Source organism: Kribbella rubisoli (assembly GCF_004217145.1).
GTDB classification, from domain to species: Bacteria; Actinomycetota; Actinomycetes; order Propionibacteriales; family Kribbellaceae; genus Kribbella; species Kribbella rubisoli.
Map to the genome: position 1 here is coordinate 236630 of NZ_SHKR01000018.1, position 21681 is coordinate 258310.

At 67.4% G+C, this 21681-nt stretch carries 19 protein-coding genes; 9 read left to right on the forward strand and 10 right to left on the reverse strand.

The window, feature by feature from the left end:
- Positions 1-30: 30 nt before the first annotated feature.
- Positions 31-1719: a cytochrome c biogenesis protein DipZ gene (locus tag EV645_RS39200; protein ID WP_130449911.1), complete on the forward strand. Its 1689-nt coding sequence runs from the start codon at positions 31-33 to the stop codon at positions 1717-1719.
- A 20-nt stretch (positions 1720-1739) separates the two neighbouring features.
- Positions 1740-2114: a DUF1398 family protein gene (locus EV645_RS39205; RefSeq protein WP_130449913.1), complete on the forward strand. Its 375-nt coding sequence runs from the start codon at positions 1740-1742 to the stop codon at positions 2112-2114.
- On the opposite strand, the gene araA is transcribed toward EV645_RS39205, so the two are convergent.
- The 5 genes from araA to EV645_RS39230 are packed head-to-tail and all read right to left on the reverse strand — an operon-like array spanning position 2104 to position 8089.
- Complete coding sequence (araA, locus tag EV645_RS39210) at positions 2104-3603, reverse strand: L-arabinose isomerase (RefSeq protein ID WP_130449915.1); 1500 nt, start codon at positions 3601-3603, stop codon at positions 2104-2106. The two genes, EV645_RS39205 and araA, sit on opposite strands and share 11 nt — an antisense overlap.
- A gap of 16 nt (positions 3604-3619) precedes the next feature.
- Complete coding sequence (locus EV645_RS39215) at positions 3620-4297, reverse strand: L-ribulose-5-phosphate 4-epimerase (RefSeq protein WP_130449917.1); 678 nt, start codon at positions 4295-4297, stop codon at positions 3620-3622.
- On the reverse strand, positions 4294-5958 hold the full coding sequence (gene araB, locus EV645_RS39220; RefSeq protein ID WP_130449919.1) for a ribulokinase: 1665 nt from the start codon (positions 5956-5958) through the stop codon (positions 4294-4296). The genes EV645_RS39215 and araB overlap by 4 nt, the downstream gene beginning before the upstream one ends.
- A gap of 51 nt (positions 5959-6009) precedes the next feature.
- Entirely contained in the window at positions 6010-7035 is a 1026-nt protein-coding gene (locus EV645_RS39225) for a LacI family DNA-binding transcriptional regulator (protein WP_130449921.1), read from the reverse strand.
- 22 nt (positions 7036-7057) lie between these two features.
- Positions 7058-8089 (reverse strand): LacI family DNA-binding transcriptional regulator, encoded by a 1032-nt coding sequence (locus EV645_RS39230; protein WP_130449923.1) that lies wholly within the window; start codon positions 8087-8089, stop codon positions 7058-7060.
- 160 nt (positions 8090-8249) lie between these two features.
- On the opposite strand from EV645_RS39230, the gene EV645_RS39235 reads away from it, so the two are divergent.
- The 5 genes from EV645_RS39235 (at position 8250) to EV645_RS39255 (ending at position 14369) form a co-directional block, all read left to right on the forward strand.
- Positions 8250-9551: an ABC transporter substrate-binding protein gene (locus EV645_RS39235; RefSeq protein ID WP_130449925.1), complete on the forward strand. Its 1302-nt coding sequence runs from the start codon at positions 8250-8252 to the stop codon at positions 9549-9551.
- A 12-nt stretch (positions 9552-9563) separates the two neighbouring features.
- The gene (locus EV645_RS39240) at positions 9564-10469 is read left to right on the forward strand and encodes a carbohydrate ABC transporter permease (RefSeq protein ID WP_130449927.1); all 906 of its coding nucleotides are present in this window, start codon (positions 9564-9566) and stop codon (positions 10467-10469) included.
- Positions 10470-10471: 2 nt separating this feature from the next.
- Entirely contained in the window at positions 10472-11287 is an 816-nt protein-coding gene (locus EV645_RS39245) for a carbohydrate ABC transporter permease (protein ID WP_130449929.1), read from the forward strand.
- An 8-nt stretch (positions 11288-11295) separates the two neighbouring features.
- Complete coding sequence (locus EV645_RS39250; RefSeq protein WP_130449931.1) at positions 11296-13239, forward strand: glycoside hydrolase family 127 protein; 1944 nt, start codon at positions 11296-11298, stop codon at positions 13237-13239.
- Positions 13240-13358: 119 nt separating this feature from the next.
- The gene (locus EV645_RS39255; protein ID WP_130449933.1) at positions 13359-14369 is read left to right on the forward strand and encodes an acetylxylan esterase; all 1011 of its coding nucleotides are present in this window, start codon (positions 13359-13361) and stop codon (positions 14367-14369) included.
- On the opposite strand, the gene EV645_RS39260 is transcribed toward EV645_RS39255, so the two are convergent.
- Genes EV645_RS39260 through EV645_RS39275 form a run of 4 tightly spaced genes read right to left on the reverse strand, consistent with a single transcriptional unit; the run spans position 14356 to position 17594 of the window.
- On the reverse strand, positions 14356-14652 hold the full coding sequence (locus EV645_RS39260; protein WP_130449935.1) for an AzlD domain-containing protein: 297 nt from the start codon (positions 14650-14652) through the stop codon (positions 14356-14358). The two genes, EV645_RS39255 and EV645_RS39260, sit on opposite strands and share 14 nt — an antisense overlap.
- On the reverse strand, positions 14612-15322 hold the full coding sequence (locus EV645_RS39265) for an AzlC family ABC transporter permease (RefSeq protein WP_130449937.1): 711 nt from the start codon (positions 15320-15322) through the stop codon (positions 14612-14614). Before EV645_RS39265 ends, EV645_RS39260 begins: the two co-directional genes overlap by 41 nt.
- Positions 15319-15870, reverse strand: coding sequence for a CGNR zinc finger domain-containing protein (locus tag EV645_RS39270; RefSeq protein ID WP_130449939.1), 552 nt, complete (start codon positions 15868-15870; stop codon positions 15319-15321). Before EV645_RS39270 ends, EV645_RS39265 begins: the two co-directional genes overlap by 4 nt.
- Positions 15871-15920: 50 nt before the next feature.
- A complete protein-coding gene (locus EV645_RS39275; RefSeq protein ID WP_130449941.1) occupies positions 15921-17594 on the reverse strand; it encodes an alpha-amylase family protein in 1674 nt (557 codons plus the stop codon).
- 80 nt (positions 17595-17674) lie between these two features.
- On the opposite strand from EV645_RS39275, the gene EV645_RS39280 reads away from it, so the two are divergent.
- The gene (locus tag EV645_RS39280) at positions 17675-18517 is read left to right on the forward strand and encodes a GNAT family N-acetyltransferase (RefSeq protein WP_198682151.1); all 843 of its coding nucleotides are present in this window, start codon (positions 17675-17677) and stop codon (positions 18515-18517) included.
- Between the two features lie 158 nt (positions 18518-18675).
- Here EV645_RS39280 and gabT read toward each other — a convergent pair whose 3' ends face one another.
- Positions 18676-20031: a 4-aminobutyrate--2-oxoglutarate transaminase gene (gene gabT, locus EV645_RS39290; RefSeq protein WP_130449945.1), complete on the reverse strand. Its 1356-nt coding sequence runs from the start codon at positions 20029-20031 to the stop codon at positions 18676-18678.
- A gap of 121 nt (positions 20032-20152) precedes the next feature.
- Between gabT and EV645_RS39295 the strand changes: the two genes are divergently transcribed.
- Complete coding sequence (locus EV645_RS39295; protein WP_198682152.1) at positions 20153-21628, forward strand: PucR family transcriptional regulator; 1476 nt, start codon at positions 20153-20155, stop codon at positions 21626-21628.
- The last annotated feature ends 53 nt before the right edge of the window (positions 21629-21681 follow it).

Below are 21681 nucleotides of genomic sequence, written 5' to 3' on the forward strand. Positions count from 1 at the left end.
CTGTCGAGCTTCCGCCTTGGGGTGTTACTGATGATCACGCTGGCCTTCATCGGACTAATAGGCGGTCTGATCACCGGGGTCTCCCCGTGTGTCCTGCCGATGCTCCCGATCATCTTCTTCGCGGGGGCCGGAACCGGCGACAACTCGACCCGGCGCGACCTGCGGCCGGTGAAGATCATCGTCGGCATCATCGTGAGCTTCAGCGTCTTCACGCTGGTCGGATCCGTGATCCTCTCGGCGCTCGGACTACCCGACGACTTCCTCCGATGGGCCGGTCTGACCATCCTCACCCTGGTCGGACTCGGCCTCATCGTGCCGGCCCTCGGACACCTGATCGAGAAGCCGTTCTACCGGCTCCCCAAGATCAACCGGAACGACAACGGCGCGTTCGTTCTCGGTCTGGGACTCGGCACGCTGTATGTGCCGTGCGCCGGTCCGGTCCTCGCCGCGATCACGGTCGCGGGCGCCACCGGCAACATCGGCTGGCGGACCGTCGTACTCACGGTGTCCTTCGCGCTCGGCGCCGCGCTGCCGCTGCTGATCTTCGCCTCGGCCGGTTCGCGCATCTCCCAGCGGGTCAAGGCGTACCGCAGTCATGCACGCGGGTTCCGGATCGGTGGCGGGGTCGTGATGATCCTGCTCGCCGGCGCATTGGCGTTCAACATCACCGATGTGATCCAGCGCGAGCTGCCGTCGTACACCAGTGGGCTGGAGAAGAAGGTCGCCGAGAACAAGACAGTGCAGGGCGCGCTCGCGCCGGCCATCGGCAACGCGTCGGCCGAGCTCAGCAAGTGCACGCCGGGCGCGGCGGAGCTGGCCTCGTGTGGGGCGGCGCCGGAATTCCGCGGTACGCAGAAGTGGTTCAACGGATCGCCCACCACTCTGGCCGATCTGAAGGGCAAGGTCGTCCTGGTCGACTTCTGGGCCTATTCGTGCATCAACTGCCAGCGCGCGACGCCGCATCTGCTCGCGTGGGACAAGGCGTACAAGTCGTCGGGGCTGGAGATCATCGGCGTCCACTCCCCCGAGTTCGCTTTCGAGAAGGACGCACGGAACGTCCAGTCGGCAATCCGCAAGGAAGGCATCGAGTATCCGGTTGTCCAGGACAACAACCTCGCCACCTGGACGGCGTACCGGAACCAGTACTGGCCGGCGAAGTACCTGATCGATGCGGACGGCACCGTTCGCGCGATCACCTTCGGCGAAGGCAACTACGCGCAGACCGAACAGCAGATCCGCGATCTCCTCACCGCCGCCAACCCGGAAACGAAGCTGCCTGAGGCAGTGGACGGCAGCGTCAAGGCCGACGTCGGTGTCGACGGCCGTACGCCGGAGACCTATCTGGCCTACTCGCGCTCGGCAAACCTCTCCGGTACGTCGGGCAAGCTCACGCCCGGCAAGACCGTTGCCTTCGGCCTCAATCAGGCGCAACCGAATGACACGTACAGCCTAGGCGGCAACTGGGCTGTCGGCACCCAGAGCGTCACGTCGACCACCGGCTCCCAGGCAAGGATCAACTTCAACGCGTCGAAGGTGTACCACGTCCTCTCCGGCCACGGCACCGTCATAGTCTCGATCCCCGGTGAACCCGACCGAGTGATCCAGGTCGACGGCACCCCGAACGCCTATCAACTGGTCGACAAGTCAACCGCCGAACGCAAGACGATGACCCTCACCTACACCGCAGGAGTCTCCGCGTTCACCTTCAGCTTCGGCTGATCGTCCTTATAGTGAACGTCATGTTCACGCTCGACCAGATCAACGAGATCCACGACACGCACGGCAAGGCGACAACGCTCCCGGCGTACCTCAATGCCTTGAGGGAGATCGGCGTACAGGAATCCGTGTCGTTCGTGACGGACGGCCACACCGAGCATCGCGGCGCAGACGGGTACGTCGTGTCGACGCCGCCGGCTCACCAGAGGTTCGCCATTGCCGAGGTGAGCGATCGGGCGATGCTCGCCGAAGCCCTCAAGGTGAAGGACTACGTGAAGATGTCCAAGGCTCTCGCCGACAGCGGCATCGAGACGTGGATCTTCGACACCCACGCCCTGACGATCTCCTACCTCGACAAAGCCGGCAACACCCTCCTCGAAGAGGACGTCAGCGGGTGAGGCGGTGGTAGACGTCGTTCCAGTGCAGCTCACGCTGGAACTCGCGCACGGTGGTCGACGCGTCGATAACGGCCAGCTCGACGGAGAGCAGGTCGGCGAAGTCCTCGTACACCTCGCGATCGAGAGCCGTCGTCAGCACGGTGTGGTGAGGTCCGCCCGCCGTCAGCCAGGATTCGGCGGACGTGGCCAGTGACGGCTCGGGCTTCCACACCGCACACGCGACCGGCAACTGCGGGAGCGCCTCATCCGGCTCGACGACGTGTACGACGTTCGCCGTCAACCGGAACCGGTCGCCCAGATCGGCGATCCCGACCACGACACCCGCTCCGGGATCGGCTGTGAACCGCAAGCGGACGGGATCCTCGCGACCGCCGATGGACAGCGGATGGATCTCCAGCGACGGCCGCGCCGACGTGAGCGACGGACACACCTCGAGCATGTGCGCGCCGAGGATCTTCTCCTCCCCCGGCACCAGGTGGTACGTGTAGTCCTCCATGAAGGACGTGCCGCCCGGCAGCCCTTCAGCCATCGCCTTGCTCGCCCGGAGCAGCACCGACGTCTTCCAGTCGCCCTCGCCGCCGAATCCGTACCCGTCGGCCATCAACCGCTGCACAGCCAGGCCGGGCAGCTGACGGAGCCCGCCCAGATCCTCGAAGTTCGAGGTGAACGCACCGAACCCGCCCTCGGTCAGGAACGACCGCAGGCCGAGCTCGATCCGGGCGCCGTACCGCAGGGATTCGTGCCGGTCGCCGCCGGGCAGCAACTCGGGCGCGACCGCGTAGGTGTCGGCGTACTCCTGCACGAGCGGGTCGACCTCGGCGTCGGCCACACCGTCGACCGCGGCGACGAGCTCGTTGACGCTGTAGGTGTTGACCGATACGCCGAACCTCAGCTGCGCCTCGACCTTGTCCCCCTCGGTGACGGCGACGTCGCGCATGTTGTCACCGAACCGGGCGAGCTTGAGGGACCGCAGCTCCGCGACGCCGAGCGCGGCACGGGCCCAGTGCCCGACCCGCTCCTGGACGTCCCGCGACTCGACGTGGCCGGCAACGGTCTTGCGCGGTACGTGCAGCCGGGACTGGATGTAGCCGAATTCCCGGTCGCCGTGGGCGGCCTGGTTGAGGTTCATGAAGTCCATGTCGATCGTTGCCCACGGCAACGCGACGTTGGCCTGCGTGTGCAGGTGCAGCAACGGCTTGCGGAGCGCGTCGAGTCCGGCGATCCACATCTTCGCGGGCGAGAACGTGTGCATCCAGGCGATCACGCCGACACACTGCGGCGCACTGTTCGCCTCGAGCATCTGCCGGTGGATCGCGCCGGCGTCGAGCAGCACGGGCTTCCAGACGATCTCCACCGGCAGGTTGGCGCCGGCGAGCCGCTTGGCGACGGCCTGGGACTGGTCGGCGACCTGCTCGAGAGTGCCCGGGCCGTACAGGCCCTGGCTGCCGGTGAGGAACCAGACCTCGCGCAGCGTGCTGTTCACAGACATGTGGTCCTTCCGGCGATCATCGTTGTCCGTAGACGTTCTGGTAGCGATCGAAGAGGCGGTCGATGTAGGTCTGCTCGATCGGGATCGGCTCACCGAGCTGGCGGGCGAGGTGCACCGTGCGGGCGACGTCCTCGCACATCACCGCCGCCTTGACCGCGGCCTTGGCGTTCGGCCCGATCGTGAACACCCCGTGGTTCTGCATCAGCACCGCGGGCGAGCGCGAGTCGCGCAGCGTCTCGACAATGCCGCGGCCGATCGAGTCGTCGCCGATGATCGCGAACGGTCCGACCGGGATCGGCCCGCCGAACTCGTCGGCGCACATCGTCGTGACACACGGAATCGCCTCCCCGCGCGCGGCCCAGGCAACGGCGTACGGCGAATGGGTGTGAACCACACCGCCGACGTGCGGCAGCTCCCGGTAGACGTAGGCCTGCGCCTCGGTGTCCGAGGACGGCGCGTGCTCACCGTCGACAACACGGCCGTCGAGATCGCAGACGACCATGTTGGCCGGCGTCAGCTCGTCGTACGCGACCCCGCTCGGTTTGATGACCATCAGATCGTGGCCGGGCACCCGGGCGGAGACGTTGCCCGCCGTCCAGACCACCAGCCCGTACGCCGGAAGATGCGCATGCAGCTGAGCCACCTCGGACCGCAGCCGGGTCAGGGTGCCGGCGACTTCCCCGATCACGCTCATCGGGTCTCCAGGGCACTGCGCCGGATCGACTTGAGCTTGCGCATCAGCTTGCTGTCCCGCCCGAAGTAGTCGTGCAGCTCGAGGTACAGATCGAACAGCTGGTCGTAGGCCTTGGCCCGCTCCTCGTCGGGGAGGTGGACGCCGCGTCTGACCTTGCCCATGTTCTTGGCGGCGGCCGGTACGTCGGGATAGGCGCCGGCCGCGACGGCAGCGTGGATCGCCGACCCGAGCGCCGGACCCTGCTCGGAGTCGATGATCGAGAGCGGAAGCCGAGTGACGTCGGCGTAGATCTGCATCAGCAGCGCGTTCTTCGCCAGCCCGCCGGCGATGATCAGCTCCTTCACCGGTACGCCGCTGTCGCCGAAGGTCTCGGTGATCACCCGCGTGCCGAATGCCGTTGCCTCGAGCAACGCTCGGTAACAGTCCTCGGGCCGCGTCGCCAACGTCTCGCCGACGATCAGGCCCGAGAGCTCGTGATCGACGAGCACCGACCGGTTGCCGCTGTGCCAGTCCAGCGCGACGAGCCCGTGCTCGCCCACGGCCTGCCCGGCGGCGAGCCTGGTGAGGTGTTCGTGCAGCGACTCCCCGGCCGCGGCCGCAGCCTCGTGATGCGACGGCGGTACGGCGTTGTCGACGAACCAGCCGAAGATGTCGCCGACCCCGCTCTGGCCGGCCTCGTAGCCCCAGCTTCCCGCGATGATGCCGCCGTCGACGACACCGCACATGCCGGGAACTTCGCGCAGCGCGTCAGCGCTCATGACGTGACAGGTCGACGTACCCATGATGGCGACCATCTGCCCAGCCTCGACGGCCTGAGCTGCCGGCGCTGTCACATGCGCGTCGACGTTCCCGACGGCTACCGCGATACCTGCCGGCAGACCCGTCCACTCCGACGCCTCGGCTGTCAATGTGCCGGCCGCGGAGCCGAGCTGACCGATCGGGTGCTCCAGCTTGTCGGCAACGAATGTCCCGAAGCCCGGCGCGAGACCTTCGAGGAAGTCCGCCGACGGGTAGTGGCCGTCCTGCAGAATGCCCTTGTAACCGGCGGTGCACGCGTTGCGGACGTAGCGGCCGCACAACTGCCACACGATCCAGTCGGCCGCCTCGACCCAGCGCTCCATCCGGTCGTAGAGCTCGCGGTCCTCCTCGAACAGCTGCAAGGCCTTCGCGAACTCCCACTCCGACGAGATCAGCCCGCCGTACCGCGGCAGCCAGCTCTCGCCCCGCTCACGCGCGAGCTCGTTGATGCGATCGGCCTGCGGCTGGGCGGCGTGGTGCTTCCAGAGCTTGATGTAGGAGTGCGGCCGGTCGGCGAGTCCGTCGACCTCGTTGAGCGGCGTGCCGTCGGCCAGGCACGGCACCATCGTGCAGGCGGTGAAGTCGGTGGCGATGCCGATCACTTGCGCCGGGTCGATCCCGGCGGCGGCGACGGCCTCGGGTACGGCGGTCCGCAGCACCTCGCGGTAGTCGTCGGGAACCTGCAGCGCCCACTCCGGCGGCAGCCTCTTGCCGGTCGCGGGCAGCTGGTCGTCGATCACGGCGTGCGCGTACTCGTGCACGCCGGCACCGAGCTCGGCCCCGTCGGAGACTCGGACGACAACGGCACGACCGGACAGCGTCCCGAAGTCCACTCCGACAACGAACTGTTCGGCAGGGCTCATGAGATGAAATTGTGAGCGTTAACATTCTGCGCTGTCAAGGCTGGCAGAGCGCTAACCGAGCCGCGGTGCGGCCGTCGAGTCGCGGATGACCAGAGCCGGACTGATCAGCTGGGTCGACGGATCGAGATCCCCCTCCAGCGCCCGCAGGGTCAGCTCGACCGCGCGGCGGCCGAGCAGCGAGAATTCCTGGTCGACGGTCGTGAGAGCCGGCCAGAGGTACGGCGCCTCGGGCATGTTGTCGAACCCGACGACGCTGATCTGGCCAGGCACGTCGCGACCCTTCGCATGCAGGGCGGACATCAGCCCGATGGCCATGCTGTCGTTGGCCGCGAAGACGGCCGTCACGTCCGGTTCGTCAGCGATCCGCAGACCTGCTTCGTACCCGCTCTTCGGCGACCAGTCGCCGGCGAACTCCGGCCCGGGCAGGACATGACGCTGCTCATGTGCACGCTGCCAGCCCGTACGACGCTGACCGGCCTCGACCCACTCCAGCGGTCCGGTCACATGGGCGACGTGACGGTGACCGAGGTCGAGCAGATGCTCCACCGCCAGGCGAGCACCTGCCTCTTGGTCGATCCCTACCGCCATCGGCTGTCCCGCGCTCACGCCTTGCACGACGACGATGGGGACGGCCGCGTCGAGCGATCTGACCTGCTCGAGCGCCTCCCGATGCGCAACGGCCACGACGATCGCCTCGACCGCCTCGTCGAGCAGGCGACCGACAGCCTCCCGGAGCGACTGCGACGAGAAGTCCTCGACCGCGACCAGCGAGACGTCGTACCCCGCCTTGTGGCCGGCATCCTGAACCGACACGGCGATCATGCCCGGCCCGTGCAGAACAAGGTGCGCCGCGATCATCCCGATGCGGCGCGACCTGTTCGTCACCAGCAGCCGAGCCGCGTTGTTGCGCCGGTAGCCCAGCTCTGCGATCGCCGCCTCCACGCGGGCGCGGGTGTCGGCGCGAACCAGCTCCGATCCGTTCAGCACGCGAGAAACGGTCTGATGCGAGACGCCGGCCGCGGCCGCCACATCGGTCATGCTCGGAGCCCGTCCGACGCCGTCGCTCGCTCTCGCCATGGACAGATAGTAAGGATCCAGCTCAGCTTCGAGGCACGGTTGAGCCGCGGATCACCAGCCGTGGCGCCTGAAGATGTACGCCGTCTCCGAGCTCGTCTCCGTCCAATGCCGCGAAGACGCGTTGGGCAGCCGCACGGCCGAGCAGCTCCAGATTCGGGTCGATGCTTGTCAGCTCCGGGCGGGAGCCCTCGACCATCGGCTCCCAGTTGTCGAAGCCGATCACCGCCACGTCATCCGGTACGACGCGGCCCCGGTCCCGTACGGCGTCCAGCGCGCCGCGGGCGATCTGGTCGGATCCGCAGACGATCGCATCGATGTCGGGGTGACGGTCCAGCAGGACCGCGCTCGCGTCCCGTCCCCATCGCTCGGACCAGTCGGCGTACATGCTGTCGCCGACCAGCTTCAGACCGGCGGCGTCGAGGCCCTCCCCCACGCCCACCCCACGGTCGAGCGCGGCGGCGTACCCGGGATCTCCTGACACGTGGGCGATCTTGCGCCGGCCGCAGGCGACCAGATGCTCGACGGCGATCCGTCCGGCAGCGACGTTGTCGGGGACGAGGGACAGGTCGCCTGCATCGTCGGACGGCGCATAGACGTAGACAACTGGGACCGGAATGTCGTGCCCGAGCGTGGATCGCGGATCCGTCCGGCTGCCGACGACGATCAGGCCGTCGACGCGGCGACTGAGCAGAGCCTGCAGATGGTGCTGCTCGCGGATCGTGTCCTCACGGGCATCGCACAGGAAGACGCTGACCCGGCCGGCCCCGAAGGCATCCTCGGCGCCCATCAGGATCGGGATCACGAAGCGTCCCTGCAGGTCGCTGGTCAGCAGGCCGACCGTGCCGGTTCGACCGGCGAGCAGGCCCTGCGCCATCCGGTTCGGGACGAAAGAGAGTTGCTCCGCGGCAGCCTCCACCCGGGCCCGGGTCCGGGCCGCCACCTGGCTACGACCGTTGAGCGCCTTCGAGGCCGTCGCGACAGAGACGCCCGCCAGCCGGGCGACATCGCTGAGGGTGACCACCTTCGTGTCGCCGTTCCGGCCAGTGCCCGCCATGCGTCCTCTTCTCCGATCGGTCCCGAGATCTTGACCCCCACTCGACCCACCCTTACCTTACCGTCAACAGAAAACCTTTTCGGTCTGTTTCGGGGAATGGCGCTTTCTTTGCGCCAGGGTGAGAGAAAGCGTTTTCAGTGAACAAGCAGAGGAGTGGGAAATGATCGCGTTCCAGCGCGGCAGCCGGCTGCGGGCCCTGTTGACGATCGGTGTGAGTACGGCGGTGCTGGCGCTGGCCGCGTGCGGTGGCGGCGGGAGTAGCCCGGAGTCAGCGGTGAGCGTCGGGGCCGAAGGCACCGACGACGGAACCAACCTGACTCTGTGGACCCGAGCCCCCCTCGAGAAGCAGGCGAAACTCCTGGTGGCGGCGTACAACAAGAGCCACAAGAACCAGGTCGCCCTCACGGTGGTGCCGAACGACGACTACGTCGCCAAGGTGGGCGCCGCGGCCGGCTCGAGCGGCCTGCCGGACCTGTTCGCCGCCGACATCGTCTACGTGCCCAACTGGGTCAAGCAGGGACTCTTCCGCGACATCAGTTCGAACGTCGACCAGTTGAGCTTCAAGGACCAGATCAACCAGGGCCACATGAAGGCCGGGACGATGGACGGCAAGAAGTACGTGCTTCCGTTCGTGCTCGACCTGTCGATGCTGTTCTGGAACAAGGATCTCTTCAAAGCGGCCGGGCTCGACCCGGAGAAGGCGCCGGCCACTCTCGAGGAGTACGCCGCCGACGCCAAGAAGATCCAGGCCCTCGGCAAGAAGGACACCTACGGCACGGCTACCGGCCTCAACTGCGGCGGCTGCCTGGTGTTCACGTGGTTCCCGAGCGTCTGGGCGGCCGGTGACCAGGTCATGAACGCCGAGGGGAACCAGGCCAACTTCACCAACGACACCAGCAAGAAGATCTTCCAGACCTGGCGCGATCTCTGGTCTTCCGGAGCCGTACTGCCGTCGTCGAAGGACGAGACCGGTGCGACCTGGACCGCAGGGTTCACCGAGGGCAAGGTCGGGCTGATGTTCTACCCGGCGACGCTGCTGTCGTCGACCACCAAGTTCGACGCCGGTGTCGCCGGCATCCCCGGACCTGGCGGCGGTTCCTCGACCTTCGTCGGCGGTGACGGTATCGGCGTCTCGAAGGATTCCAAGAAGGCCGCACAGGCCTGGAACTTCCTGAACTGGATGATGAGCGAGGACGCCCAGGTCGAGGTCCTTGCCAAGGACAACGACGTCGTCTCGCGGACGGATCTGGCCAACAACAAGTACGCCGCGAAGGATCCGCGACTCGTCACGATCAACCAGGTTGCGGGCAAGGGCCAGACTCCGGTCGCGCTGAACTTCCAGCAGGCCTACAACGCGGCCAACAGCCCGTGGCTCACCTTGGTCCGCAACCAGGTCTTCGGCGATGCCGGCAAGTTGGAACCCGACAATCAGCAGATCACCAGCGTCCTGTCGTCGCAGTGAGGTTCGCTGCCGATGACTTTGTTCGTAACCACGGGCCGCGCCCGGCGGCTGACGAGGACGGTGTCTTCGTCGAGTCGCCGGCGCGCCGTCAAGGGCTGGCTCTACGCCGCCCCGACCACGATCTTCGTCGTGGTGCTGTTCCTGATCCCGCTGATCCTGGTCGTCCGGATGTCGGTGTCCCGGTGGCCGCTGCTCAGCGGAAACCAGGGATTCAACGCTCCGGACAACTACACGAAGGTCATCCACAACCGGTTCTTCGCCGACTCGATCGTCTTCACTCTCAAGTACACCGTGCTGGCCACCGTGCTGCTGATCGGGCTCGGCCTCGGACTGGCACTCCTCGTGCAGGAATCCAGTCGCTGGAAGAACTTGCTCCGGGCATCCTTCCTGGTCCCGAGCGCGCTGGGGCTGGCCTCCGCGTCCTTGCTGTTCTACGTGCTGTACTCGCCGCTGGCCGGCCCGTTGCGCGGCCTCGGTGTGTCCTTCCTCGGTACGCCGAACGCCGCGCTCTACTCGACCACGTTCCTGATCGTCTGGCGATTCGCCGGCTTCTACATGTTGCTGATGCTCGTCGGCCTGCAGGGCATTCCGGGTGACGTGTACGAAGCCGCGCGGGTCGACGGCGCGTCCCGGTGGCAGACGTTCCGCCGGATCACTCTCCCGCTGCTCCGTCCGACGCTCGCGCTGACCACGATCCTGTGCGTCACCGGATCGCTGCTGGCCTTCGAGCAGTTCTACATCCTCACCAAGGGCGGGCCGGACAACAGCACGATCACTGTGGTGCAACTGATCTACATCGTGGCCTTCCAAGGACAGAACGACCTCGGCGTCGCCGCCGCGCTCTCGGTGATCGTCCTGGTCGCACTGGTGCTGATCAACATCCTGCAACTCCGCGCCTTCCGAACCGACGAGAGGTGAGCATGAGGTTCGTACTGCGAACGCCGTACTGGATCTTCACCGGCGGGTTGGCGATCATCTTCCTGTTCCCGCTGGTGTGGACGGCCGTCTCGTCGGTGTCCCCGCACGCCGGCACGAGCCAAAGCTCCGGGTGGGGCTTCGGCAACTACGCCACGCTGTCGTCGTACCAGGCGGGGATCTGGCGGTACCTGGCGAACTCGACGTTCGTCTCGCTGACGACCGTCGTGCTCACGCTGCTGATCTCGCTGCTCGGCGGCTACGCGTTCGCCAGGTTCTCGTTCCCGGGCAAGAACCTGCTGTTCCTGACCACGCTCGCGATCTTGATGGTCCCGTACGCGACGCTGCTGATCCCGCTCTACGTGCTGCTCAACCAACTCGGCCTGCAGAACTCGCTGTTCGGGGTCGCGCTGGTCCTCACGATGTTCCAGTTGCCCTTCGCAACCTTCATGATGCGGATCTCGTTCGAAGCGATCCCGCGGGAGTTCGACGAGGCCGCGATGGTGGACGGCTGTTCGACCTGGACGGCGCTGTGGCGGGTCCTCCTGCCCGCCGTCAAACCAGGGCTGATCACCGTCGGGCTGTTCGCGTTCCTCGCCGCGTGGAACGACTTCATGGCGCCGCTGATCCTGATCAACGACTCGAACAAGCTCACCCTGCCGCTGGCCGTGTCCAACCTGCGGGTCCAGGTCCAAGGGGTCGTCGACTACGGGGCCACCGAGGCGGGCGTCGTGGTACTGGCGCTGCCGTGCCTCGTGCTTTTCCTTCTCCTTCAACGCCACTACGTCCGCGGATTCATGTCGGGCGCATTCAAGGGATGACACACGGGATGACACTGACTGAGAGCCAAGGATTCGTACCGGTCGCGCCGAGCTCCGGCCGGTTTCGCCCGCTCGGATCGGACGAGGTACATATCACCGGCGGCTTCTGGGCCGAGCGGCAGCGCGTCAACGCGGCCGGCACCTTGCCCCACATCAAGCACTGGCTGGAGCGCGAGGGCTGGCTGCCGAACTTCGATCTCGCCGCCCGGGGCACGTTGCCGGCGGGCCGGCGCGGACGTGAATTCTCCGACTCCGAGGTGTACAAGTTCCTCGAGGCTCTGTCCTGGGAGATCGGGCGTACGGACGACCAGGAGCTGGAAGAGGTTTTCCGATCGATCGTGACGAGGGCCGCGGCAGCGCAGGAGCCGGACGGCTACCTCAACACCTACACCGGACGTCCCGGCCAGCCGGCCCGCTGGTCCGACCTCGAGTGGGGGCACGAACTCTATTGCCTGGGGCACCTTTTCCAGGCCGCGGTCGCGCGGGCGCGAACCCGTCCGGGTAGCGATGACGGCCTGCTCACCATCGCCACACGGGCCGCGGACCTCGTCTGCGACGCCTTCGGATCCGAGGGGATCCAGAGCGTGTGCGGGCACGCCGTGATCGAGACCGGGCTGGCAGAGCTGGCGCGAGTCACCGGCGAGCCTCGGTACCTGGAGCAGGCCAGGCTCTTCATCGAGCGACGCGGCCAGGGAACGCTGCGGCAGATCGAGTGGGGTCAGCAGTACTTCCAGGACGACATGCCGATTCGTACGGCGACAGTGGCGCGCGGCCACGCCGTACGGGCGAACTATCTCGCTGCTGGAGCGGTCGACGTCGCCGTCGATACCGGCGACGCGGAGCTGCTCTCGGCGCTGGCGACGCAGTGGCGGAACACCGTTGCCCGACGCACCTACATCACCGGCGGGCAGGGATCGCATCACCAGGACGAGGCGTTCGGCGAGGACTGGGTACTCCCACCGGATCGCGCCTACTCGGAGACATGCGCCAGCGTCGCGTCGGTGATGTTGAGCTGGCGACTGGCGCTGGCCCTCGGGGACGCGGGCTACAGCGACCTCGTCGAACGGACACTCTTCAACGTGGTCGCCACCTCGCCATCGACCTCGGGCACGGCGTTCTACTACGCCAATACGCTGCACCAGCGCACTCCCGGTACGCCGGCCGCCGATGACGTGGTCTCGCCCCGCGCCGAGTCCTCGCTGCGAGCGCCCTGGTTCGAGGTCTCCTGCTGTCCCCCGAACGTCGCGCGAACCCTGGCCAGCCTCGACGCGTTCATCGCAACCGCCGACAGCGAAGGCATTCAGATCCATCAGTACGCCGCCAGCAGTATTCGCACTCGTCTGACAAGCGGACAAGTCGTCTGTCTCGAGATCGACACCGACTACCCGCGCTCCGGCAGCGTTCGCATCACGACACCTGTCGCCATCGACGATCCGGTCACCTTGTCGCTGCGCATCCCGCCGTGGGCCGACGGCGCCGAAGTGCGGGTTCACTCAGCTGGTGAGCTCGTGACGTCGGAGGTCGTACAGCCGGGCTGGGCCGCCGTACGCCGGACCTTCCGCGCCGGCGACAGCGTCGAGCTCGACCTGCCGATGGAACCGCGAGTGGTCCACCCCGACGGCCGCATCGACTCCGTCCGCGGGTGCGTCGCCGTCGAACGCGGTCCGGAAGTCTTCTGCCTGGAATCTGTCGACCTCGCCACAGCCAGCGGCGGCGCCGTTGACGACGTCGCAGCCATCCGGCTGGACACCTCGACCCCGATCATCGCGAAGGACGGTGCTCCCGTCGTACGCCTCCTGATCGTGCAGAACGACGATGAGCACCCCTGGCCGTACGCCGACCTCGATCCCGAACCGAGTCTCGCCAGCGCAGTCGAAGTACCGCTCATCCCCTACCACGACTGGGCCGAACGCGGGCCTTCCACCATGCGAGTCTGGCTGCCGGCGCAGTGAGGAGAAACCCTTGTGGGTAAGGGCAATTCTCCTTTGAGCAGACGGATTTCGACGTGTCCGCCGGCGAGGTCGCAGTAGGCTACGAGCAGGCTCATGCGTCCGGTTCAGATTGGTTGCCCATGGCTATGTTCGACCTTCCCCTCGACGAACTCCGCGAGTACCGGCCCGAGGTCGCCAAGCCCGACGACTTCGTCGACTTCTGGCGCCGCTCGATCGAGGATGCACGCACGCACGACCTGTCCGCAACGTTCACGGCGGTCGACAACAAGCTCGCCGTGATCGACACGTACGACGTCACGTTCGCCGGCTTCGGCGGTACGCCGATCAAGGGCTGGCTGCACGTCCCGGCCGGCACGACCGGCCCGTTGCCGACCGTGGTCCAGTACTTCGGGTACTCCGGCGGCCGCGCTTTCCCGCACAGCAACACGCTGTGGGCTCAAGCCGGCTACGCCCTGTTCCAGATGGACAACCGGGGTCAGGGCTACGACAGCGGCGGCCCCGACGCGACCCCGGACAACAGTGCGTTCGCCGGTCGCAACCACAGCCCGGGGTTCATGACCGCGGGCATCACCGACCCCGAGACCTACTACTACCGCCGGGTCTTCGTCGACGCCGTACGCGCGCTGGACGCGGTCCGGACGTCTCCGCTCGTGGATCCGGACAAGATCATCGTCACGGGCGTCAGCCAAGGTGGCGGCATCGCCATCGCGGCGGCCGGCCTGGCCGGGCTGGCCGGGATCGAGCTGGTCGGCTGCGCACCCGACGTACCGTTCCTGTGCCACTTCCAGCGGGGTGTGCAGATCACCGACGAGCCGCCGTACGCCGAGATCACCGAGTACCTGAGGGGTTTCCGGGACCACGTCGAAACCGCCTACCGGACTCTGAGCTACTTCGACGGCGTCAACCTGGCCACGCTGGCCACGGCACCAGCACTGTTCTCGGTCGCCCTGATGGACCCGAACTGCCCACCCTCAACCGTCTTCGCTGCCTACAACGCTTATGCCGCGGTCGCCAAGAACATCAACATCTACAGCCACAACGAACACGAGGGCGGCGGCGCCTACCAACTAGACGCCCAACTGGACTGGTTCGCCGACCTGTCAACCGGAGCCGGCGCTACGCCGAGGTGAGGCGGATGAGGGCTGTGGTGGCGACGCCGGCGGTGACGGACAGGAGCATCGGCACCCTCAACAGATTGAGGGTGCCGGCAACGGCTACTCCGATCAGCTCGGTCCAGTCGATGTCGCGGCCGAGGTCGGTGACGATCAGCCCGGCGAGCAGCGCGGGTGCGGTCAGTCGGGTGATATCGACCAGGGCCGGCGGGAGGTCCCGCTTCCCGAAGATCAGCGGGCCTGCCGCCTTCATCAGCCAGTTAGCGGCGCTGACGGCCAGGATCGACAGCCACAGCTTCATCGGGCCTCCTTCGTCGCAATCCGATCAGGGTGGCCGCAGCCGCGCCGAGCAAGGCGTAGCTGGGGCCGGTGACGAACAACAATCCGGCGGAGATCATCGCGCCGAGCACACAGGCCAGGACCGCGCGCCGAGAACGGCGTACTTCGTCGATCAGCAAGATGATGAAGAACGCCGGGAACGCCACGTCGAGACCTAGCCTGTGCATCAGCTCCGGGGAGGGCGCGGCCAGTACGCCGGCGGCCGTGCCCGCGGTCCAGCAGATCCATTGCGGGACGCTGACTCCGATCAACCGCCAGACGTCGTACCGGTTGTCCTCCTCGTGCGCGGCCACGAACGACGCGTCGACGATCGCCTGTGCCTGCAGCACGCGGGCGAACCGCCCACCGCGCAAGCTCGGCGCAATCGCGACGCTCATCACCATGTACCGCACGTTGATCACCATCGCCGCGACGATCGCGGCCAGCACGGTTGCCCCGGACAACGAACTCAGCAACGTGAACTGCGCCGATCCGCTGAACGCGAAGGCGGAGAACGCCACCGTCTCCACGCTCCCCCAACCCCGCGCACGCGCTTCGGCCCCGAAATTGAGAGCCAGCACTCCGGTCGCGAGCGCCGGTCCGACGCCGAGGCGGAGCCCGCCGACGAACGACTCGCGATCGGGCGACCTCATGCTGTCGTCCCTCCCCTGGCCCGCTCGTAGTGCCTTCGAGCGCGCGCCCGATTGCCGCAGTCGCCCGAGCTGCACCACCGGCGCGAACCGTTCTTGCTCCGGTCCAGGAAGAGCCAGCCGCAGCCCTCATCTCCGCACTGACGCAGCCGACCGAGGTCCTCATCCTCGAACAACCGCCACACCGCCAGCCGTACGGCGCCTGCCACATCATCGGCTCGCCATCCGAACGGATCCACCTCGACCGAGGCTGACCCGACAACGCCGGCGATGAGCCCGTGCAACGCGTCGATCGCCGCGCGGGTGGCTTGTCCTCCGACCGCAAGGCGCGCGAGTACGTCGTACGCAACCTCCCGCGCGGTCACCAGATCGTCACGCAACCGCGCCGTCACCGGCTCGCCCGAGCTCACACCGGCAGCGAGCAACCAGCGCTCCACATTCGCCAACTCCGCGAAGCGATCAACGGTCCGCCCGGCATCCAGACGCCAGGCAACGGTGTTCACGAGATCCAGCCCGAGGTGCCCACCGATCAACTCCGGCCGATACGCCATCCCGAACCACCTCCGGACCCGACTCTAACAGGCTATATGGATTTTGCCCATTAGAGCAGGTAGCGGTCCTGCGGCCCGACGATGCGTAGCCAGCGGGCAGCATGGGGCTCGAGCCGCAGCGACAGCGTGCCGTTCTCGGCCAGGTCGGTGGTCTCGTCGCGCAGCAGATCGACGGCGCGGAGTCCGACGCCCGAGCCGGCGACCGCGAGAGTTACCTCGGTCGCCTCGGCCGCGAAGTTGTGAGCGGCAACGATCGCGCCGCCTTCGTACTCCGACCGGTGCGCGACGACAGCCGGGGCGTTGTGCTCGAGAATCGTGCACTCTCCCCACGACAGCTCCGGGCACTCCCGATAACGCCGGATGAGCAGCTTGACCCAGTTGAGCAGGGAGTCCGGGTCGCGGCGTTGGGCGGCCACATTGACGTGTTGAGGGCCGAACTCCCCTTCGGTGACCGGTGCCCTGAGCTGCGACGGATCGGCGGTCGAGAAGCCGCCGTTCGGGCCGGAGGTCCACTGCATCGGCGTGCGGACGGCACCCCGGCCCTCGATAGCGAGGTTCTCGCCCATTCCGATCTCCTCGCCGTAGAACAGCACCGGCGTACCGGGTAGCGAGAACAGCAGGCTGTAGACCATCTTGAGCCGCGCTTGGTCGTTGCCGAGCATCGGCGGCAGGCGCCGGCGCAGACCGCGCCCGTAGAGCTGCATGTCCTTGTCCGGTCCGAACGCGTCGAACACCTCTTGGCGCTCGCTCTCGGACAGCTTGTCCAGCGTCAGCTCGTCGTGGTTGCGTACGAACGTCCCCCATTGGCTCTCCTCGGCAGTCGGCGGGCGTTGCCGCAGCGCTTCCACCAACTCGGCCGGATCGTTGCGCGCCAGGGACAGGTAGAGCCGCTGCATCCCGATGAAGTCGAAACACATCGTCAGCTCGTCGCCGTCCTCGTCACCGAAGAAGCGGCGCGTCTCGGCGTACGGCAGATTGACCTCGCCGATCAGCATCGACCGCCCGTACCGACGGTCCAGCGACGCTCGCAGATCGCGCAGGTAGTCGTGCGGATCCGGCAGCTTGCCGGCGTCCTCGGCACCGGACGTGTCGAGCAGGAACGGTACGGCGTCCACGCGGAAACCGGACAGCCCGAGCTGCGACCAGAAGCCGATCACCCGCTCGATCTCCTCGCGCACCTCGGCGTTCGCGATGTCGAGATCCGGCTGGTACTTGTAGAAACGGTGCAGGTAGTACTGCCCCGCCTCGTCGTCGTATTCCCACAGGCTCGTCTCCTGATCAGGGAACACGATGCCCTCGTGCTGGTTCGCCGGCGGCTCGTCCCGCCAGACGTACCACCCGCGGTACGGCGATTGCCGCGAGGCGCGGGCGCTGCGGAACCACGGGTGCTGGTTCGAGGTGTGATTGACGACCAGGTCCGCGATCACCCGGATCCCGCGATCCTGGGCCAGCGTGATCAGTTCGACCAGATCACCGTGCGTACCCAGCTGCGGATCGACACCGTAGAAGTCGGTGATGTCGTACCCGTCGTCGCGATCCGGACTCGGATAGAACGGCATCAGCCACACGCACGTCACGCCCAGATCGGCCAGATGATCGATCCGTTGGGCGACCCCACGCAGATCCCCGGACCCGTCACAGTCGGTGTCGAAGAACGTCTCGACATCGAGGCAGTAGATCACCGCGTTCTTCCACCACACATCCGCCGTCTCTGTCAGTCGCATACCTTCCCGTGCCCAGCGTGTAACGTCTCGCGGCGTCTGCGACACAGACATCCGGAGACCCGAAGCCTGCAGGAGGCATGATGACCGAGCGGACACCATTGTTTTGCGACGCCGAACTGGCGGGGCGGATCGAGCGCGCCGAGACCGAGCTCATCGAAGCCACCGCCCTTGCCGCGCACCGCCGGCTCGACGACGGGCGGGGGTTCGTGATCCCGATGGCCGGCGGCCTCGCAAGCTTCGCCGACGACGACTCACCGTTCAACAAGGTCGTCGGGCTCGGCTTCGGCGGCGTACCGACCGACGACGTACTCGACGAGATCGAGCATGCGTACGCCGCCGTTGGCGCGCCCGTGCAGGTCGAACTGCCGCATCTCGCCGACCCCGAGATCGGCATCGTCCTCAGCCGGCGCGGCTATCGGCTGGAGTCGTTCGAGAACGTGCTCGGCATCGCCATCGCCGACAAGTACGACGTCACGCTGCCCGACGGGATCGAGATCCGGCCGAGCGGTGACGACGAGCTCGACCTCTGGCTGAACCTGATGGCCGACGCGGTCGCCGTACCGGACACCCAGGGAGTTTCGTGGCGCGAGGAGTTCCCGCGCGACACCTACGTCGAAGCCGAACGCGACGCCGCGGCAGCCGGCATCGCGCGCTACCTCGCCGTACGGAACGGCGAGACCGCCGGCGGGGCCGGCCTCCGAACAACCAAGGGCATCGCCCAGTTCGCAGGCGCCGCCACCCTCCCCGCCCATCGCCGCCACGGCATCCAGTCCGCGCTCCTCCTGACCCGCCTGGCCGACGCCGCCGCAGCAGGCTGCGACGTCGGTGTCATCACCACCCAACCGGCGTCAAAGTCCCAGCAGAACGCCCAACGCAGCGGCTTCGACCTCCTCTACACCCGCGCCATCCTCGTGAAGGACTGAAGCGGGATCGGCCGGCCCGAAGCCTCCGGTGTCGAGTACGCCGCAGAGCCTGTCTCCGCAACCTGTGCGTTGCCGGGAAACCATGGCTCATCACGTCCGCACTCGTGCGCGCCGGCAGCCGAAAGCGGCTCCCACCCTCGCCACAGCCTCGTCTGAGATCAGCTGTCCTTGAAGATCCGTTCGAGGACATCGAGTGCCTCGGTGAGGAGGTGATCGGGGATCGAGAGCGGCGGCAGGAACCGGAGTACGTTGCCCCAGGTGCCGCAGACGAGCACCACAAGGCCCTGCGCGTGCGCGGCCGCGGCGACCCGCTGGGTGAGGGCCGCGTCGGGCTCGGTCGTGCCGGGCTCGACGAGCTCGATCGCCATCATCGCGCCGCGACCACGGACATCGCCGATCCGCGCATCGGCAGCTTGCAGCGCGGTGAGCCGCTCCGCCAGCGTCGCCCCGATCTGGCCTGCCCGATCGACCAGCCCGTCCGCCTCGATGCTCTCGAACACAGCCAGAGCAGCTGCGCAGGCGATCGGATTACCGCCGTACGTCCCACCGAGGCCACCGGCGTGCGGGGCGTTCATCATCTCGGCGCGCCCGGTCACCGCGGCCAGCGGCAAGCCTCCGGCGATGCCCTTGGCGGTCACGATCAGGTCCGGTACGACGCCCTCGTCCTCGCACGCGAACAGGTCGCCGGTGCGGGCGAACCCCGTCTGCACCTCGTCCGCGACGAAGACGACACCGTTCGCGGTACACCACGCGGCCAACGCGGGCAGGAACCCCGGAGCCGGTACGACGAATCCGCCCTCGCCCTGGATCGGCTCGATCACGACAGCGGCCAGGTTGGCGGCGCCGACCTGCTTCTCGATCACCTCGATCGCGCGGCGCGCGGCGGTCACGCCGTCTGCGCCTCCGTCGCGGAACGGATACGACATCGGCGCGCGGTACACCTCGGGCGCGAACGGACCGAAGCCGCTCTTGTAGGGCATGCTTTTCGCGGTCAGCGCCATCGTCAGGTTGGTCCGGCCGTGGTAGCCGTGGTCGAACGCGACCACCGCCTGCCGACCGGTGTGCGAACGGGCGATCTTGACCGCGTTCTCGACCGCCTCGGCGCCGGAGTTGAACAGCGCCGTGCGCTTGTCGTGATCGCCGGGCGTGAGTCGGTTCAGCGCCTCGGCCACCTCGATGTACCCGTCGTACGGCGTGATCATGAAGCAGGTGTGCGTAAAGGCAGCCGCTTGTGCGGCGACTGCCTCCGCGACTCGCGGATTGCTGTTGCCGACCGTGGTAACAGCGATGCCGGATCCGAGGTCGATGAGCGAATTGCCGTCGATATCCACGACCACGCCACCACCGGCGGCTGCGACGTACACCGGAAGCATCGTCCCGACAGCGCTGCTGACCGCGCCGTCTTTCCGAGCTGCGAGGTTCCGCGACAACGGACCGGGGATCTCGGTCACCAGACGGCGCTCCTGGGGAAGCTGCGGTCCGCCGATTGCGGGCTGTGTGACGGTAACGGTCATCGGTGCGCTCCAAATTTGGGTGCAGTTACTTCTGACCGTAGGAGTTCGCACCGGCTCGTGGCCATGTCGCCTTCGCACAATCGAAACCGGATCCTTGTGCGAGAATGACAGGGTGGTGACGGTGGGGGATCTGTTGGCCGTTCCGGAGCTGGCCCTGGCTCCGGTGCACCTGTCCCCTGCGGGCGCCGAGGTCCGTTGGGTGGCGACCAGCGAGCTCGTCGACCCGACGCCGTACCTCGAGGGCGGCGAGGTGCTGCTGACAACCGGGCTCGAGACCGCCGAGTGGGCCGAGGAGTGGCAGGAGTACGTCGAGCGCCTCGTCGGTGCCGGTGTCGCTGCCCTCGGGCTCGGGGTCGGGCTGACGCATGAGCGGACGCCGGAATCGCTCCGGCAGTCCTGCGAGGATCTCGGCTTCAACCTCTTCGAGGTGCCGCGACGTACGACCTTCGTGGCCGTCTCCCGCACGGCCGCCAGCATGATCGAAACCGCCCGCGGGAACGTTGCCCGACGCGCGCTGGACGCACAACGAATCCTCACCCGAGCTGCGCTCGAGGTCGCGGACGAGGCCACGCTCGTACGGCGGCTTGCCAGCCTCGTCGACGGCGCCGCCACGATCGTCACGCGCGACGGCGAGCCGATCGACGGCCCGTTCGGCAGCCGGACCGACGACCTGGTGCTCGACGACGTCCGGAGCGCCGTCGAACGGATCCAGGCGCAGGGCCTGCGTGCGGCCGCAAGCTCGTCGTCGGTGACCGGTTCCACCATCATCCGGCCGCTCGGCGTGCGATCCCGTCCCGAGGCCTGGCTGGCGGTCTTCGTTCCCGGCCTGAGCAGCGATGCCGACCGCCTGGCCATCGCGACAGCCGGATCACTGCTCAGCCTGAGCCTGGAGCGACGCCACGAGCGCCGCGCGACCGACCGCCAACTCCGTTCGCGCGCCGTCGAACTGCTACTCGCCGACGACGTCCGAACCGCCCGAATAGTGCTCGAGGCAACGGCCCTCACTGGCGCCGGCGCGAAACTGCCGACCGAGGTCCGAATGATCCGGGCGCGGGGCACGCGGGAGCAGACCGAAGACGCACTCGCACTGCTTGAGGACCAGCACATTCTCGCCACCATCCTCGACGGCGAACTCATTGCGGTCCTTCGAGCCCGGGTGGACGACATCCCCCATCAGCTGGCGAACGTCGGGCTGCAGGTCGGCGTCGGTCGCGCGATGCCTCTGCCGCAAAGCAGTATCAGCTATGACACCGCCGGCCACGCCCTAGCCGCAACCGGCCGCACGGCGCCGGTGCGCACCTGGGACGACCTCATCGACACCGGCGTCATCGGCCTCCTAGGCACCGAGCAGGCAGCCGCCTTCGCAAACTCATACCTCGCCCCACTAGCCGCCGACCCGATCCTCCTCGAGACCCTCGCCACCTTCCTCCGCCACCACGGCTCCCGCGGCGACACAGCCACCGAACTGGGCGTCCACCGCAACACCGTCCGCAACAGAATCACCCACATAGAAACCCTCCTCACCACCTCCTTCGAAGACCCCCAATCCCGAGTCAACGCCTGGGTAGCCCTCCAGTCCAGAACCCCTTCCAAATAAGCCCATTTGGCACCGCCGCCCGTCCGTCACTGGGCGACTCGGTGACGGACGGG